Raw genomic sequence first — 15,887 nt, forward strand, 5'->3', positions numbered from 1 at the left:
TTCACAGCACCCCCAGGGAGTTGTTCGAGGAACGACCGCCCGACGTCGAGGCCGTGTCCCCGGACTCCTCTCCCTGAAGGAGCGGGCGGCGGTACGTCTCCGGCAGGGCCAGCACCAACAGGAAGACCAGACCCGCAACCACGGCGAGGTAGATCCCCGGCGCCACCTGGAGTCCGGTGCGACTCACGAGGAAGGCACTCACGAACGGACCGGTGCCGGCAAACAAGGCGTAGGCGATGTTGTAGCTGATGGAGATGGCGCTGTACCTGGTCCTGGTCGGGAACAGCTCGACCTGGGCCGCGACATAGGGCGCCGCGAAGAGAGCCAGGCCAACCCCGATCACAAGCTGGCCCAGGATGGCGTTCGTCAGCCCGCCAGCCGTGAGCAGGTGGAAGCCGGGGACCACCAGCACGGCCAGGGTGGCGGCACCTGCCGCCATCAGGGGCCGACGGCCGACCCGATCACTCAGCAGTCCGGCCAAGGGCACGACGGCCATGACCACGCCGAGGACGACGAAGTTGGCGAGCAGCGCGGTCGTCCGGGCCAGGCCGACAGTCTCGGTCAGGTAGGTGACGAGGTAGGCGGTGAGCAGGTAGAACGCAAGACCGTTCAGCGCCGAGAGCCCGAACACGAACGCCATGCCCCGGAGGTTGCTGCGGATCGCTCGAGCGGCGGGCGCCTGCTCGACCTGGTCCCGTTCCTGAACGGCCAGGAAAGCCGGAGTCTCCTCCAGACGACGGCGCAGGTAGAGGCCGATCACGCCGAGGACCCCGCCGATCAGGAACGGCATGCGCCAGCCCCAGCCGGCGTACGAGTCGGCAGACATGGAGCTGGTGACCAGGAGCACGGTGAATGCGGCAGCCATCGCCGGCAGGATGTTCATGACGACCGTGCTGCTGAGCCACAGACCCCGGCGGCCTTCGGGGGCGTACTCGGCGATCAAGGCGAAGGCACCCGCGTTCTCACCGCCCGCCGAGAAACCCTGGACCAGTCGGCACAGGAGGAGGAGCCCGGGCGCCAGCAGGCCGATCGAGGCGTAGGTCGGCAGGACGCCGATGCACATCGTGGCGCCGCCCATGAGCAGTACGACGAGGGACAGGGTGTTGCGGCGGCCGATCTTGTCGCCGAGGTTGCCGAAGAAGTAGCCGCCGAACGGCCTCACCACGAAGGCGACGCCGAACAACCCGAAGGTCGCCAGCAGCGCGGCCGAGCGGTCCTGCTGCGGGAAGAACAACGTGGCGATCACCGGTGCGGAGTATGCGTACACGATGAAGTCGAACCACTCGACGAACACTCCGATGGAGCCGGCGAGCAGCGCCCTCCGCCGGTGGGCGACGCCGTCATTGGTCACGGTCATGGTCTGGACACCTGTCACTTTGAACGTTTGCCCTCACGTGCCGTCGCCCCCAGAGAGTCAATCGCGACGACACCGTGCCGCTCCATCGGGAAGCCGGTCTCGGGCCCGCCCGGTCGGTACACCGTTCCGCGGCGTCCGACCTTGTGGCGAGTACCACAATGAACCACCCATTACGGACATGTCAATACTTCGACACGACTGTTTCGGGTGGATTGCGGCACCCCTGGGGACGCAGACACGAATGACCCGGCTCCAGATCTGGAACCGGGTCATTCTTCGTCAGGACGGGTGCGCGTCAGACAGGCAGGAAGGCCTCGCTGGGGAATCTCTCGCCGGCCCAGCGGGAGATCTCGCGGCCGGCGAGGGTGGCGCCGGAGGACATCCCTTCGTGGAGCGGTGCCCCGAAATGCCGGCCCGGGGTTCGGACCAGGCTGACGTCCTCGTGCCCGAAGAGGCTGGCGAATCGCTTGGCGTCGTCGGGGAAGCAGGCCTGGTCACCGGTGAGTTCGACGACGAGCGTCGGCACCGGGACACCGGGCGCGCAGGCGGCGAGGTCTGCCCGGCTGGTGTTCGCCGACCAGGTCGAGAGCCACGCCTCGGGCGTGGTCAGTCGACCGAACCCGACGATCCCGTAGTTCGTGAGGTCGGGGCGGTGCCCGAACAGCGAGCCATAGGGGCGGTCATTGGGGTCGAGCCTCGGATCGACGGCGCGAAGGTCGGCGTCGGTGCGGTGTACGACGATGACGCCGCTCGCCAACGACGTACGCCGATCTGCGGGGTCCTTGGTCTGGGCGTAGCGCCGGCGAGCATTTCGAGCCGACTCGACCCGCTCGAACGCGATCGAGTCGATCCGGGCGATCCGGGCCTGCTGGGCCGCCCGGTAGCTCTCGATGAACTCCACCGTGTAGGACGAGGGTTGGGGCGCGGGAGCGAATCCGTTGTCAGGGTTGTACGGGTCGAGCGACGGGTCCACCGAGAGCGGGTCCGACTCGTCGGTCACCGAGGGGTCGATGACACGCTGCAGGAGCGCACCCTGCCCGGGATGTGGAGCCATCAGCGCGAGCCCGTCGGCCAGTGGCATCTCGGCCTCGCCGAGCGGGACGGACTTGCCCCCGGGAGTCGCCTGCACACGCTGCCCCGGCGCCAGCGCGGCCTGTTGGAGATAGAAGGCAGCGAGGGCCGCACCACCGGAGTGGCCGACCGAGAGGACGCTCTCGAAACCCGATTCACGCAGGAAGACGTGGCCGGCCGCCATGTCGAGCAGAGCTTGCTCGTGCAGCAGGCTGAGGTCGTTCCCGACGGAACGACTGCCCTGGGTCCACACGGCGAAGCCGTGGTGCAGCAGCTCAGGGACCAGGACGTGGTGGGAGAAGTCCTGGCGGGGGTGCATGAGGAAGGCGACGGTCGTGGCCCCGGGCACCGTGCGCAGCAGACCACTCACGGTGGCGCCGTCACTGGTGCGCAGCTCGTGCGCGGTGACCCGGGTGGGCTCGGGAAGATCGGCGGGGGCGATGTAGCGTCCGTCACCGAGACGCGCCGGCCTCATCGGGACTCCACGCGCAGGGCGTCCTTGTCGTGCTGGGTGACCACGGAGGCCTCGAGGCCGGAGACTGCGCTGTACCAGACCGCGTGCCGGACTCCGGTTGCCCTGCGGTCGATGACGATCGGGCCGTTCGCGGTCAACCTGCAGTAGGGGCCGACCCGGTCGACCGTGCAGGTGGGGTCGTCGGCGGCGACCCGGATGACGCCTTCGTTCTCGGGGACCTCCAGGACGTAGAAGCGAGCCATGGTCACACCTCCACCGATTCGCGCCAGGCTGGGTTCTCGTTCTCCCAGTCCCCTGCCTTCTCGACAATGAGCTCGGCCTTGCGGGTCAGCAGCTTGTCCATGGACGGGTCCTCGCCGGCGGCCACGTCACAGAGCGCCTCGATGGTCAGCGCGGCGTCCAGGTCCTCCTGGAGGGTGACCGGCCGGAGCTGTCGCGTGATCTCGAGCATGTAGCCGTTGGGGTCATGGGTGTAGATCGACTCGATGGTCTCGTGCATCACCTGCATCTCGACGGGCCACTCCGACTCGTCGAGCCGGCTGCGGTACTCCAGAAGGTCTTCCTCGTCGGAGACGTTGAGGGCGATGTGCCGCGAGTTCTTGAAGAACTCGGGCGTCTCATGGGGAAGCCGCGCCCAGGCGTCGCCGGGGGCCGACTGGTCACCGGCCGGTTGCCAGCCGAAGTAGTAGAAGAAGGCCAGCCGATCACCGTTGCCGATGTCGAAGAAGAAGTGGATGAAGTCGGGGTGCTTCTCAGGGCCCCAACCGGCGGCACAGATCGAGTGGACGACCGGGAACTTGAGAACGTCACGGTAGAACCGGACGGTGCCGACCGGGTCGAACGTCGGGAACGCTGCGTGGTCGACGCCGCGGACGCGGTGGACGGCCTTGGGGGCCGCGGGCTCGGTGGTTTCGGACATGCTGATCACTTCCTCAAGGTGTTCGATCAGGAGACAGGCACGGCGGCGTCGGCGCGGAGCAGGGAGCCGGCTCCGGGAATGTCGACGGGCAGGCCGAGGCTGCGCAGGATGCTGTACGCACCCGCAGTGGCGGCTGACAGGACAGGGAGTCCGAGCTCGTCCTCGGCCACCTGCACCAGGTCGAGGGACGGCATCTGCACGCAGCAGGAGATGACGAGTGCGTCCGCGTCACTCAGGTCGAGACCCCGCGCCGCCTCGAGGACTCGCTCACCGGGGATGCAGGCGACCTCGGCGTTGTCCGCCACCTCGAGCGCACGCCAGTCGACGACCTCAATGCCCTCGGCCTCGATGTAGTCGACGACCTGACGGGCCAGCGGCAGCATGTACGGCATCACGAGAGCGACGCGTTTGGCGCCGGTCTCCTGGAGGGCCTGGAGGAGCGCGCCGGCACTGGAGAGCACCTTGGTGGGTGAGCCTCCGGAGCCGAGCTGTTCGGCGATGCGGAACTCCGCATCGCGATGGTGGCCCGGGCCCATCGCCATGATCGCGACGAGACAGGCGTAGAGCACCACGTCCGTCCCGGCGTCCCCGATCTCCAGGACGCAGCGCTCGCGCTGGGCGTTCATCGCCCGCAGCTGCTCGGGCGTCACCGAGTGCATCCGCATCCGCGTCGAGTGGAACGAGAAGTGCTCGCCCGCCCGGCTCAGCAGCAGCGGGATCTCGGTCTCCACGGTGACGTTCGTGCTGGGCACGATCAGGCCCACGCGGTTGATGGTCATGGCATCTCCTAGGTCGTCTGGGTTCACTCTAGTCGGTCGTGTCAATATTTCAACACTTGTGTCCACATGGGTGTGCGTGAACACCGCCGGCGCCGGTGGGCGAGGCGGTTCTCAGCAGCCGGGCAGAACGCCCCGGACTGCCGTGGGGATCAGCGGGCGGGCGCGATCCGGTCGAGCAGGACGCGGATCTCGTCGACGGTGTCTGCGGTGTGGGGACGAGGTGCCGAGGTGTCGGCGACCAGCATCGCGGTCGCAAGATCAATCACGGTGGCCACGACAGCCTCGACGTCGGACCCGCGGGCGAACCACCACGCGACCCAGTTGCACATGCCGAGGAGGCTGAGCGCCGTCGTACGCGGATCGACCGGGCGGAACTCACCGGCGTCGATGCCGGCCTCGATCACGGCCGTGACACCGCGCAGGACCCTGCGCTTCGCGTCTCGGTGCTGCGTCCCGACGGGCTCCGGGAGGACTGTCTCGGAACGGTCGAGGATCCGGAACTGGGCGGGGTGTTCCGCACGCTGGCGCACCATCAGGCCGACCACGTCCACGAGCTTCTGGGTGGGCAGCAGGTCATCGCGCGCCGAGAGGTTGTCCAGGACCTCTCCCAGGCCAAGGCTCACCTGCTCGACCAGGATCGAGAGCAGCTCTTCCTTGCTGCTCACGTAGTGGTAGAGCGCCGGGCGCGAGATGCCGAGCGCCTGGGCGATGTCGAGCAGGCTCGTGGACTCGTAGCCCTTCTCGGCAAAGAGCTCAGTGGCCTTGTCGAGAAGTTCGGAGGTGACCAGTTGGCGACTCAGACCACTGCGCGTCGTCTTGTCCGCCGATGCCTTCGCCATGTGGGGAGTGTAGCGAGCCGTCCGGGTCACGACGCCGCCCCGCGTCACCGGGTCACCACGAAGTCGGCGCGGCCCGCCGCGACGGCGGTGGCCGCCAGGGAGGTGGCCGCAACGGGGACCTGAACGCCGATCGGCCGGCTCAGCTCCATGCGCAGCCGCTCGGCGAGATCGACCCGCGCGGGCACGGCATCGGGAGCGTCCGGGCCGGTGAGCAGGATCGGCAGGTCGTCCGAACCACGCATCCTGGACACCAGCCGATCCGCAGCCTCACTCCACACGTCCGGCTCGCTCCACCCGATCTCGCGTACCGCGGCGGCAACCTTCAGTCCGTCGCGTGACACGGAGCGTCCGGCCAGTTCCATGCCGGGGTGATCCAGTGGCTGTGCCAGCACCCAGCCCTCGAGCTCGCCGGCCTGATCCGGGACGTTCTCCCCCAACCAGGCAAGGGCCCTGCGAGCAGCCGGGAGCTGCTCCCCCGCGTAGTCGCTCAACATCAGGTTCCCGGAACGCGTCATGTACGAGAGCGCCAGCCGGTCCGCAGACCATTCGTGGCGGTGGCGGTAGCTGTCCCACCACGCCTGGCTGCGGTGGGCGAGCTTCTTGAACCGCTCCACGGAAGGTCGCCGTGCACCCTCGTACGCCGCGAACGCGTCAGCCACGGACGCCTCGCCGACCAGCGCTTCAGCGAGCGCAATGGCATCCTCGAGCGCGAGCTTGGTGCCCGAACCGAGCGTGTAGTGCGCAGTGTGGGCGGCGTCCCCGAGGAGAACCACGTTCTCGTGTGACCACGTGTCCAGGGTCAGGTTGGTGAACCGGCTCCACCTGGTGCGGTTCGTGAGCAGCCCACGACCGCGAAGATCCGAGGCGAAGACCTCCTCGAGCAGGGCGACACTGGCCCGGTCACTCTCGCCGGGTTGAACCTGCCGGTCGAAGTCCTCGAGCCCCGAGTCCCGCCAGGTGAGGTCATCGACCTCGATGAGGAACGTGCTGCGGTCGGGCGAATACGGGTAGGCGTGGGTGACGAAGAGACTGTCGCCACGCCGGGCGGCCGAGAAGTACGCCGAGTCCACGGCGAAGTCGGCGCCACACCACACGAAGCGGGACCGACCGAGCCGCGAACGTACGCCGAACTCGGCGGCGTACTTGTCTCGCGTGGCACTGGTGACGCCGTCCGCCGCGACCACGACGTCAGCATCCAGCGAGGTCGCGTCAACGCGCACGCCACGCCGGATCTCGACGCCTACGGCCATCGCCGCATCGGTCAGGATCTCCAACAGGCGAGCGCGCCCGATCGCCAGGTTGCGAGCACCGTGGAGAGGGACGATTCCGTCGTGGCCGTGCAACCTGAGCTCATGCCCGACATGGCTGGCCTCCCTCACCCGCTCGGCGGTCTCCGGATCCGCGGATCGCAGGTTGCGCATCGTCGACTCCGTGAGACCGACACCGAACCCGAAGGTCTCCGCGGTGCCGTCCATGCGTTCGTGCACCACGACCTCGAGGGCGGGGTCGGCGCGCTTCAGCAACCTGGCGAAGTACAGACCCGCCGGACCACCGCCCACGACTGCAACCTTGCGGCTCATCGCACGACCCCCTGCTCAGCCGCCATCCGGCTCTGGATGTCCTCACGGAGGGCCTTCTTCGAGACCTTCCCGACATTCGTCAGCGGCAGAGCGGTGACGATCTCCACGCGCTCGGGGAGCTTGTACTTCGCCAGCCCGAGTGCGAGCAGATGCGCTCCGAGGGAGGCGACGTCGAGTGGCTCCGCGTCGTTCTCGAGCACGAGGTAGGCGCACCCACGCTCGCCGAGCACCAGGTCCGGCATGGCCACCAGGGCAGCCGTGGTGACTGATGGATGCTGGACGATCAGCTCCTCGACCTCCTCGGCATGGATCTTCTCGACACCACGGTTGATGACGTCCTTGATCCTTCCCTCGATGGAGTAGAAGACGCCATCGGGCGTCACGTGGCGCCGGGCGAGGTCACCGGTGCGATAGAAGCCGTCCTCCGTGAACGAGGTCCGATTGTGGGCCTCGGCTCGGTAGTAGCCGCGGATCGTGTAGGGACCTCGAGCGGCGAGCTCACCGATCTGGCCGTCCTCGACCTCGTGCTCCCCGAACGTGTCGAGGATCCGGATCTCGTCGCCCGGGGAGATGGGAGCACCCACCGTGTGGTGGCTCACGGCCTCCCCCGCCGCTTCCGGCGTCAGCAGGAACATGCCCTCGGCCATCCCGAACATCTGCCGAACCCTGATTCCGAGCTCGTCGCGCAGCCTCTCGGCCACCTCGACCGGGAGCTTCTGCCCGCCGACCACGAACTCGCGGACGCCGCCGAGATCGGCAGCATTGGCCCCCGGGGACTCCAGCAGCCGGATGGCGAGCGCCGGAGGCATCATCGGAAGCACGTCGATGCGGTGCTGGGTGATCAGCTCCAGAAGACTCTCGATGTCCGCTGACGGAGCAAGAACCAGTTGCGCCCCGGCCAGGATCGCCGGCTGGACCGCCAGCGAGATGCCGGCGTTGTGCATCACCGGCAGCGGGTAGAGCAGGCGACTCTCGGGGCCGTAGCCCATCGCCTGTGCCCAGGCCAGGGAGTTGTAGGCGTACTCCTCGTGCAGCCTGGGCGCCACCTTGGGCAGGCCCGTCGTACCGCCGGAGAGCTGGAAGACCGCGATCCCGTCGGGGTCGGACAGCAGCGCCACCATCGCCGCCGGATCCGCGTCCGCGCCCGCGTCAATGACCTCGCCGTACGACGTGGCACCGGCGAAGGCTGTTCCTCGGGCGACGACGACGTCGCGGATCCGCCCCTCGGCCTGCAGGTGTTGCGCCTGGGCTGCCAGCCTGCCTCCGCCGAAGTCACCCTGGGTCAGGAGGACCTGTGCGCCGACGTGCTCGGCGAGAAGGCCGATCTCGCGAACGCCGTGCTGGGGAAGCGTGCACACCGGGCGGGCTCCGGCAAGGAGGCAGCCGAGATAGGACACGATCGTCTCGGCGACATTGCCCATCTGGAACATGACCGCGTCGCCCGGTCGAACGCCCACCCGCCGACTCAGCCCCGCTCCGAAGCGAGCCGCCTCGGCGAACATCTCGGCGTAGGTCCACGTGACCTCGGGCGTGACCAGGGCGACCCGGTCGGCATGCGACTCGGCGGCTCGGAGGAGTACGTCGGGCAGAGTTCGCCCGGTCCACCACCCCTTCTCGCGATAGGTCTCACGACTAAGGGCGTCGAAGGGAACCAGGCCCGTCTCCGGAGTCGGCAACTCGTTCACCAGTGCTGTCATGCCGATCACGGTAGACCGACCCCACTCGACATGTCAACGTCTATGTCAAAGTATTGACAGTTGTGTAACCCGAGGCGCAGGGTGGTGCTGCTCACACCTGACCCGACCTTGGAGTTCGCCATGAACGCTCCCGGAAAGACAACTCCCGCCACGACGAACAGACCGATGGTGGTGCTCATCTGCTTCGCCGCGATCATCTTCGACGGCTACGACCTGATCATCTACGGATCGACCGTTCCCTCCCTGCTCGCCTACGAGGAGTGGTCGCTCTCCCCCGCAGACGTGGGAGCGATCGGGGGCTACGCACTCCTGGGCATGCTGTTCGGGGCTCTCGCGTCCGGCCCGCTCACCGACCTCTTCGGCCGGCGCAAGCTGTTCCTCGGCTGCCTGACCCTCTACTCGGTCACCATGCTCGCGGTCGCGGCCGCTCCCGACCCGACCACCCTCAGCGTGCTCCGGTTCGTCGCGGGTCTCGGTTTCGGAGGCATCGCCCCCGTGGCGATCGCGCTCGTCGTCGAGGTCGCGCGACCTCACGAGCGCCAGCGCCTGAACGCGATCATGCTCGCCGGGATGCCCGTGGGCGGCATGATCGCGGCCTTCTCCGCGCTGGCACTCCTCGACGACTTCGGGTTCCGTGGACTCTGGGCGTTCGGCGGTCTCGCTCTCGTCACCGTGCTCCCGCTGGCCTGGGTCTTCATCCCCGAGACTTCCACCGCGACCCCCAATCGCAGGACGGTCCAGCGCACCCGCCAGCTCACCAACGTTCGCGCCGTTGCCGCACTTGTCGCGTTCTCGGTCGCCAACTTCGCGGGCTTCCTTCTGGTCTTCGGTCTCAACACCTGGCTTCCCCAGCTCATGCGGGCAGCCCACTACGGTCTCGGATCGGCCCTCGCGTTCCAGTTGCTGCTCAACGTCGGCGCGGTGGTCGGCGGCATCACTGGATCGACGATTGCCGATCGGCTCGGCGCTCGCCGCGTGGCGACAGTGATGTTCCTGGTCGCCACGGCCTCGGTCGTCGTCATGGCCTTCACCCCGCCGACAGGCGTCCTCGCTGTGGCAGTCTTCGCCGCCGGGGTCGGCTCGATCGGCACGCAGATCATCGTGTTCGGCTACGTGGCGACGTACTTCGACGCCGAAGTACGCGGTACGGCTCTCGGCGTGACCACAGGGATCGGCCGACTCGGCGCGGTGTGCGGCCCGACGGTTGGCGGCATCCTGCTGACCAGCGGACTCGGAAACGCGTGGGTGTTCGGGTTCTTCGGCGCCGTCGCAGCCGCGGGCGGACTCGCCTGCCTACTCGTCCCCCGCAGCGCCCCGGCCGAGGTCGTATGCGCCCGGACAGGAGCACTGTCGGCATCCTGATCGTCCAGTTCGTACGTCGGCTGCGTGTGCGGTGTCAGCGCCACACCTTCACGTAGTCGACGTACGTCGTGGCCGGCAGCGGTGCGTCCGCGGGCAGGGCATTGGTGCCGTGGCCGAGGGCCTGGGTCAGGGCGACCATGAACGGCGAGTCGAACGGCGCGTACGGCACTGTCGTGTTGTCGGCCTGGTAGTTGTCGACCAGGCACACGTCGCCGTTGACCAGGATCGTGAGTCGGCCGGGCTCCCACTCGAGCGTGTAGGTGTTGTACGCCGACTGGTCGATGACGCAGTTGTACGACGTCACCACGTTGGTGCTCGTGAGCCGGTTCACCGTCGCCGGGTCATAGCTGTAGTGGATGCGCGGGATCACGTGGTCGGGGTGCAGGCTGTAGAACTCCGCGAAGTCGATCTCCCCCGAGTCCGGATGGGGGCCGTACTTCGTGGGGTTCACCGGCCACAGCCACAGCGTCTCCTGCAGGCCCTGGATTCGGCTCGCCGGAATGCGGGCCCGCACCTCGAAGCGCCCGTTGGTCTGGCTGAACCGACCATGGGTGGAGACCATGCCGGCGGCGTACTTCGTGGAGAAGGGACTGCTCGCGTTGCAGGTGAACGCGGTCGCCTTCCGCACCACCGACAGGCGCAGATTTCCGCCTGCCACCCTCACGGTGGACGGCGAGTCGAGGTAGCACGCGCGGGCGCCGCCGGGCTCGCCCGTGGTGAAGTTGCTGGTCGCGGTCCGCTGCACGATCCACTTGTCGGTGTTCAACGCACTGGTGGAGAACGTGTCGACGAACGTGCAGGTCCACGGCTGGCCGTCCGGCTTGAGCACCGTGGCTCCACAGCCCCCGGCCGGGACGGCGGCACGCACGCTCGAGCGTGCCACGGCTGGGTCGCCACCGCTGGCCATCGGCGTGCCCAGGAACGCCACCGCAAGGGCGGCGGCGCCGAGGCCGATCCGCCGGAACATCTGTGCCTTCATGGGTCTCACACCTTCGCTCGACCCTCCCGCCCCGAAGGATTCCAGAAGATGGCGCGTCTGGACAGACCCAGCCCACGGCCTGCCCTGCGATGACCGGTCAGGCCGGCCGGGGCACGGCGGCCAGCTGCATCCGGCCGAGCCAGCCCGGGACCTGCCGCGCCACGGAGGTCGGACCGGTCACCGACGCGGCTCCGGAGCGCAGCGCGTCGGCCCACTCCCGGTCGCCACGCCAGATCTCGGTCAACGTGCGGAGCCCGGCCCTGATCGTGGCGTCGACGTCGAAACCCGGGTCGTAGTCGCAGATGTCGGCCTCGGCGCCACTCACGACCAGCCACCATCGCGCCACCCGCGGTGCGACGTCGTCCAGCTCGAAGGCCAGCACCGTGCGCTCGCGCGGCCACGCGTCAACCGGCACGGTGCGCCGGATGTCCCACATCAACAGGTGCGGGTCGAGGTCCTCGGTGCCGAGCTCGCCGATCCAGCGCACGCCCCACGCACCGAGCGCCTCCACGATCGGGCGCAGCTCCTCACCGCTCTCGGTCAGCCGGTAGCTGGTGCGGCCCACGGCGTCACCCGTGCGCCGTACGACACCCACTCGCTCCAGGGTCCGCAGCCGCTTGGAGAGCAGCGCCGGCGACATCTTCGGGTTCCCCCGGCGCAGCTCGTTGAAGTGCGTGCTGCCCGCCAGCAGCTCGCGTACGACGAGCAGCGTCCACCGCTCGTCGAGGATCTCCATCGCCTTCGCGACAGGGCAGAACTGGCCGTACGACGTCATCTGGGCTCCCGGTGCTCGAACCCCCCCTCGACCAGTACACCGCCGTTCCGGGCACCGCACCAGTACAGATCGTGAACCCACAGTGGTTCAGACCTGGGACTGGTCGTACGACGACCGCGCGCGGACGCTGGAAGCACCACCGACCAGCAAGGAGAACACCATGACAGTCACCCCCGACCTCAAGGCGAAGCACCGGGCGATGTGGGCGCTCGGCGACTACCCGTCCGTGGCCACCGACGTGATCGCGGACCTCGGCGAGACCCTCGTCGCCGCCACCGGAATCACCGCCCGCGACACGGTGCTCGACATCGCCGCCGGCTCCGGAAACGCGTCCCTCCCCGCGGCGCGCACCGGTGCCACCGTGGTAGCCAGCGACCTGACTCCCGAGCTGCTCGAGGCCGGACGGGTGGAGGCCGCCGACCAGGGACTCGAGCTCACCTGGGAGGTCGCCGACGCCGAGGACCTGCCCTACGCGGACGGCCGGTTCGACGCGGTGATCTCCTGCGTCGGCATCATGTTCGCGCCGTTCCACGAGAAGGCCGCCTCCGAGCTGCTGCGGGTGACCCGTCCCGACGGCCGGATCGGGCTCATTGCCTGGACCCCGGAGGGCTTCATCGGCCAGATGTTCGCCGCGATGAAACCCTATGCGCCCCCGCCGCCGGCCGGTGCCACCCCACCCCCGCGCTGGGGCGACCCGGAGCACGTCGCCTCACTCCTCGGCGACGGTGTGTACGACGTACGCGCGGAGCGGCGCGAGCTCGTCGTCGACGCCTTCGCCACACCCGAGGGCTACCGCGAGTTCTTCAAGGAGCGCTACGGACCGACGATCGCGGTCTACAGGGCGATCGCCGACGATCCGGCGAAGGTCGCCGCGCTCGACGAGGCCCTGGCCGACCTTGGCCGCAGGCACCACGGTCCCGACGCGACGATGCAGTGGGAGTACCTCCTGGTCACCGCGCGACGATCCGGGTGAGCGCGGCGCCGGCCAGCATCGACCCTCACGTTTCAGACTTCGCGACCGGGGAAGTGATGGGTCACTACGATGTTGGTCGGCGCCCGCTCGGGGAGCCCACGGCCGATCGTCACTCGGCACACCACACGTGGAGGCATGCATGACCGTTCCGCCCGGCCTGCCGCCGGATCAGGCGATCCAGGCGATGATGAAGCAGGCCACCGAAGCCGCGGCACGGGCCAAGGTGGCCGGCGAGGAGATCTCCGCCCTCGAGGTCTCGGTGACCTCGCGCAACAAGGCCGTCACGGTCACCGCCGGCAGCGGCGGCATCCTCAAGAGCGTCCGCCCCGGCTCGGCCGCGGCCAACATGACCGCGGTGCAGATCTGCGAGGCAGTGATGCAGGCCTACGCGTCGGCCGCACGTCAGGCCGCCGAGCAGGCGTCGGAGATCATGGGCCAGGCGCTCGGCAGGGACACCCAGGCGATGCGGAAGATGCGCGAGGCACTGCCGCCCGACCCCGACGCGGACGAAGAGGGCGACCGCTGATGTCGGGCGGGTTCTACGTCGACCACACGGCCCTCGCCGCGAAGTCGAAGCAGGTGGAGGCGGTTGCCGGCCAGGTCCGCGACTGCAAGGACGCCTCCGAGACCGTGGGGGTGGGCGGGCTGATCTACGGCGTCATCTTCGACCCCACCGCGCTGCCGATCCTCAACAGTGCCCAGAACAACTACACCGAGCTGATCGGCACCGCAGCCGACGTCGGCGACTCGATCGCACAGGGACTCCAGTCGAACGCGAACTCCTACCAGGCAGCCGAGACGGCCCTCCAGGAGGCGATCGACAAGATGAACGGCGAGGTCGAGAACGTTCCGAACCCGGGTGGTCCCTATGGCTGCTGAGGACCTGATCGTCGGCGAGGAGTCCAAGGGCTGGGCCGAGGGCGCCGGCATCCTGAGCTCGATGTCGAACCTCTACGGCGACTTCACCTCCGACAGCGACGCGATGGACTTCACCATCGACGGCGTCTCGGCCGGACTCGACGTGCTCATCACCGTTGTCGACCCGTTCGGCGCCGCGATCTCGGCCGGCGTCGGCTGGCTGCTCGAGCACGTGCCGTGGATCAGCGACCTCTGGGACCGGCTGGCCGGCGACCCGGGTGCGATCCAGGCGGTTGCCCTGACCTGGGACAACATCTCGACCCAGCTGGGCACCTCGGCCGATGCCTTCAACGACCTGGTCAGCGGCATGTCGAACTGGACCGGCCCGGCCGCCCAGACGTTCTTCAAGGCCGCCACCGACTACGACACGATCCTGCGTGGCGTCGCCGGCGAGACCCAGACGATGTCCTACTGGATCACCGGCATCGGCGCCGTCGTCGCCGCCCTGCGCGAGGTCTGCTACTGGGTGATCGCGAGCTGGCTGCAGCCCCTGATCATCGAGGCCCTGGCCGCCCTGGCCGCGTCCTGGGTCAGCTTCGGCTCGAGCATCGCGGCCTTCCTGGCCTGGATGACGATCTCGACGTCCATCACCTACGGCGTTCTGGGCGAGAAGGTCGCCGCCGCCTCGGTCAAGGTGGCCGAGATCTACGCCAGGATCGGCGTCCTGCTGGCCAGTGCCGAGGCCGGCGCGCGCACCGGCCGGGCCGTCTCGCAGGGCCTCATCAAGCTGGCCGAGCAGGCCGACCAGTACGCCAAGCCGATCATCGCCGGTGGATCACACGTCAACAACCGTGACGAGGACTGACCGGGTCACGGGGCTGCGACGATCCGTGCTGGCACGGATCGTGGGCCCCGACCTGCTGCAGGTGCTGGTGCTGACCGTGGTCGTCATGATGACGGTCCTCGTCGTCGCGCTGAGGCCCTCGGTCACCGACCCGGCGGTGCTGTCCTCCCTGGGGATGGGCGTCGTGGCCCTCCTCTTCCTCCTGGCCGGCGCGACCGGTGGCGCCTCGGTCGACCCCGAAGGCCTGCGCTGGAGGCTGCGCATCCCGGTCAAGGCCTCGTGGTCGCCGCGGAGCCCGATCGAGTTCCGCGAGATCAGCTACGGGCGCTATCTCCGGCCTGGTCCGCTCTCGCCGCCCGCGCTGCTGATCCGGGTGTGCGGTCCGGTGAAGCCAGCCTGGTTGCCCCTCTCCACCCACGTGGTCGCCCCGGCCGCGACCCGCGCGCCCGGCACCCCCGACCTCGAGTTCGCCCGCGCCGTGGTCGAGCACGCCCGGGCCCGCGACGTGCCGGTCGAGGTCACCAGCCAGCGCTGGGCCGCCCTGCTGGCCGGTGCGGGCGTCGTGCTCTCCGATGCCGAGCTGCAGACCGACCGGCGCCATCGGCCCACCAGTCGTCGGACCCGCGTGACCGGCGCCGTCCTCCTGGTCCTCGCCGTCTGCGCGGTCGCCCTGGCCGCCACCGGCTGGCAGCTGCCCGACGTGGGCGAGCGCATCGTGCTCGGCGTGCTCGGCGCGGTGATGCTGGTGCTCGGTCTCTCGCTGACGTTCCTGGTCAAGCCGGCAGCCGAAGAATGACCTCCGACCTGCACTGGCCACTCCCGGACCGCACCGCGCTCCGGGACCGACTGCTCGCCGCCTGGTCGACCGACCGCGGCTACCACGACCTGCTCCACCTGACCGAGGTGCTGGACCGTCTCGACGAGCTCGGCGCGAGCGACGACGTCGAGGTCGTGCTGGCGGCGTGGTTCCACGACGCGGTCTACGACGACTCCGGCGACAACGAAGAGCGCTCCGCCGTGCTCGCCGAGCACGAGCTGGCGGGTTCCGGCGTCGACGTCGCCGAGGTGGCCCGTCTGGTCCGGCTCACCGAACGCCACCGGCCGGAGCCCGGCGACCACAACGGCGAGGTGCTCTGCGACGCAGACCTGGCCATCCTCGCCGCTCCCGCCGATCGGTACGCCGACTACGTGGCCGGCGTACGACGGGAGTACGCGACCGTGCCCGAGCCGGACTTCCGAGCCGGACGGGCCGCCGTACTCCGTGACCTGCTGGCCAAGCCGACGCTGTTCCACACGGCGTACGCCCGCGCGCACTGGGAGCCCGCGGCACGCGCCAACCTGTCCCGCGAGATATCCGCGCTCGAGTCCTGACCACGGGC

At 69.0% G+C, this 15,887-nt stretch carries 17 protein-coding genes; 7 read left to right on the forward strand and 10 right to left on the reverse strand.

Annotation, left to right across the window (positions count from 1 at the left end; all coding sequences use genetic code 11):
* Position 1: 1 nt before the first annotated feature.
* The 8 genes from ASH02_RS18880 to ASH02_RS18915 all read right to left on the reverse strand — a co-directional run bounded on the left by ASH02_RS18880 (position 2) and on the right by ASH02_RS18915 (position 8,717).
* On the reverse strand, positions 2-1,357 hold the full coding sequence (locus ASH02_RS18880) for an MFS transporter (RefSeq protein WP_056685680.1): 1,356 nt from the start codon (positions 1,355-1,357) through the stop codon (positions 2-4).
* 295 nt (positions 1,358-1,652) lie between these two features.
* Complete coding sequence (locus ASH02_RS18885) at positions 1,653-2,903, reverse strand: alpha/beta hydrolase (protein WP_056685677.1); 1,251 nt, start codon at positions 2,901-2,903, stop codon at positions 1,653-1,655.
* Positions 2,900-3,145 (reverse strand): hypothetical protein, encoded by a 246-nt coding sequence (locus ASH02_RS18890; protein WP_056685674.1) that lies wholly within the window; start codon positions 3,143-3,145, stop codon positions 2,900-2,902. The genes ASH02_RS18885 and ASH02_RS18890 overlap by 4 nt, the downstream gene beginning before the upstream one ends.
* Before the next feature lie 2 nt (positions 3,146-3,147).
* Positions 3,148-3,822: a VOC family protein gene (locus tag ASH02_RS18895; RefSeq protein ID WP_056686075.1), complete on the reverse strand. Its 675-nt coding sequence runs from the start codon at positions 3,820-3,822 to the stop codon at positions 3,148-3,150.
* A gap of 26 nt (positions 3,823-3,848) precedes the next feature.
* Positions 3,849-4,601 (reverse strand): maleate cis-trans isomerase family protein, encoded by a 753-nt coding sequence (locus tag ASH02_RS18900; RefSeq protein ID WP_056685670.1) that lies wholly within the window; start codon positions 4,599-4,601, stop codon positions 3,849-3,851.
* A gap of 149 nt (positions 4,602-4,750) precedes the next feature.
* Positions 4,751-5,440, reverse strand: a complete 690-nt coding sequence (locus ASH02_RS18905; protein WP_056685666.1) for a TetR/AcrR family transcriptional regulator — start codon at positions 5,438-5,440, stop codon at positions 4,751-4,753.
* Between the two features lie 44 nt (positions 5,441-5,484).
* Positions 5,485-7,020, reverse strand: a complete 1,536-nt coding sequence (locus ASH02_RS18910) for an FAD-dependent monooxygenase (RefSeq protein WP_056685663.1) — start codon at positions 7,018-7,020, stop codon at positions 5,485-5,487.
* Positions 7,017-8,717, reverse strand: a complete 1,701-nt coding sequence (locus ASH02_RS18915) for an AMP-binding protein (RefSeq protein ID WP_082564027.1) — start codon at positions 8,715-8,717, stop codon at positions 7,017-7,019. Before ASH02_RS18915 ends, ASH02_RS18910 begins: the two co-directional genes overlap by 4 nt.
* Positions 8,718-8,837: 120 nt before the next feature.
* Here ASH02_RS18915 and ASH02_RS18920 point away from each other — a divergent pair, with 120 nt between their 5' ends.
* Positions 8,838-10,079, forward strand: a complete 1,242-nt coding sequence (locus ASH02_RS18920; protein WP_156393719.1) for an MFS transporter — start codon at positions 8,838-8,840, stop codon at positions 10,077-10,079.
* Positions 10,080-10,113: 34 nt separating this feature from the next.
* Here the strand turns inward: ASH02_RS18920 and ASH02_RS18925 are convergent, their stop codons facing one another.
* Both ASH02_RS18925 and ASH02_RS18930 read right to left on the reverse strand, forming a co-directional pair.
* Positions 10,114-11,058, reverse strand: a complete 945-nt coding sequence (locus ASH02_RS18925) for a glycoside hydrolase family 16 protein (protein WP_057295272.1) — start codon at positions 11,056-11,058, stop codon at positions 10,114-10,116.
* A gap of 97 nt (positions 11,059-11,155) precedes the next feature.
* Positions 11,156-11,833: a winged helix-turn-helix transcriptional regulator gene (locus ASH02_RS18930; protein WP_057295273.1), complete on the reverse strand. Its 678-nt coding sequence runs from the start codon at positions 11,831-11,833 to the stop codon at positions 11,156-11,158.
* 160 nt (positions 11,834-11,993) lie between these two features.
* Here ASH02_RS18930 and ASH02_RS18935 point away from each other — a divergent pair, with 160 nt between their 5' ends.
* The 6 genes from ASH02_RS18935 to ASH02_RS18960 all read left to right on the forward strand — a co-directional run bounded on the left by ASH02_RS18935 (position 11,994) and on the right by ASH02_RS18960 (position 15,879).
* Complete coding sequence (locus tag ASH02_RS18935; protein WP_057295407.1) at positions 11,994-12,806, forward strand: class I SAM-dependent methyltransferase; 813 nt, start codon at positions 11,994-11,996, stop codon at positions 12,804-12,806.
* Positions 12,807-12,945: 139 nt separating this feature from the next.
* On the forward strand, positions 12,946-13,332 hold the full coding sequence (locus ASH02_RS18940) for a YbaB/EbfC family nucleoid-associated protein (protein ID WP_057295274.1): 387 nt from the start codon (positions 12,946-12,948) through the stop codon (positions 13,330-13,332).
* On the forward strand, positions 13,332-13,685 hold the full coding sequence (locus ASH02_RS18945; RefSeq protein WP_056685648.1) for a type VII secretion target: 354 nt from the start codon (positions 13,332-13,334) through the stop codon (positions 13,683-13,685). The genes ASH02_RS18940 and ASH02_RS18945 overlap by 1 nt, the downstream gene beginning before the upstream one ends.
* Complete coding sequence (locus ASH02_RS18950) at positions 13,675-14,529, forward strand: PPE domain-containing protein (protein ID WP_056891994.1); 855 nt, start codon at positions 13,675-13,677, stop codon at positions 14,527-14,529. The genes ASH02_RS18945 and ASH02_RS18950 overlap by 11 nt, the downstream gene beginning before the upstream one ends.
* The gene (locus ASH02_RS26200) at positions 14,516-15,304 is read left to right on the forward strand and encodes a hypothetical protein (protein ID WP_156409809.1); all 789 of its coding nucleotides are present in this window, start codon (positions 14,516-14,518) and stop codon (positions 15,302-15,304) included. Before ASH02_RS18950 ends, ASH02_RS26200 begins: the two co-directional genes overlap by 14 nt.
* On the forward strand, positions 15,301-15,879 hold the full coding sequence (locus tag ASH02_RS18960; RefSeq protein ID WP_057295276.1) for an HD domain-containing protein: 579 nt from the start codon (positions 15,301-15,303) through the stop codon (positions 15,877-15,879). Before ASH02_RS26200 ends, ASH02_RS18960 begins: the two co-directional genes overlap by 4 nt.
* The last annotated feature ends 8 nt before the right edge of the window (positions 15,880-15,887 follow it).

The organism is Nocardioides sp. Soil796 (genome assembly GCF_001429525.1).
Lineage (GTDB): Bacteria > Actinomycetota > Actinomycetes > Propionibacteriales > Nocardioidaceae > Nocardioides.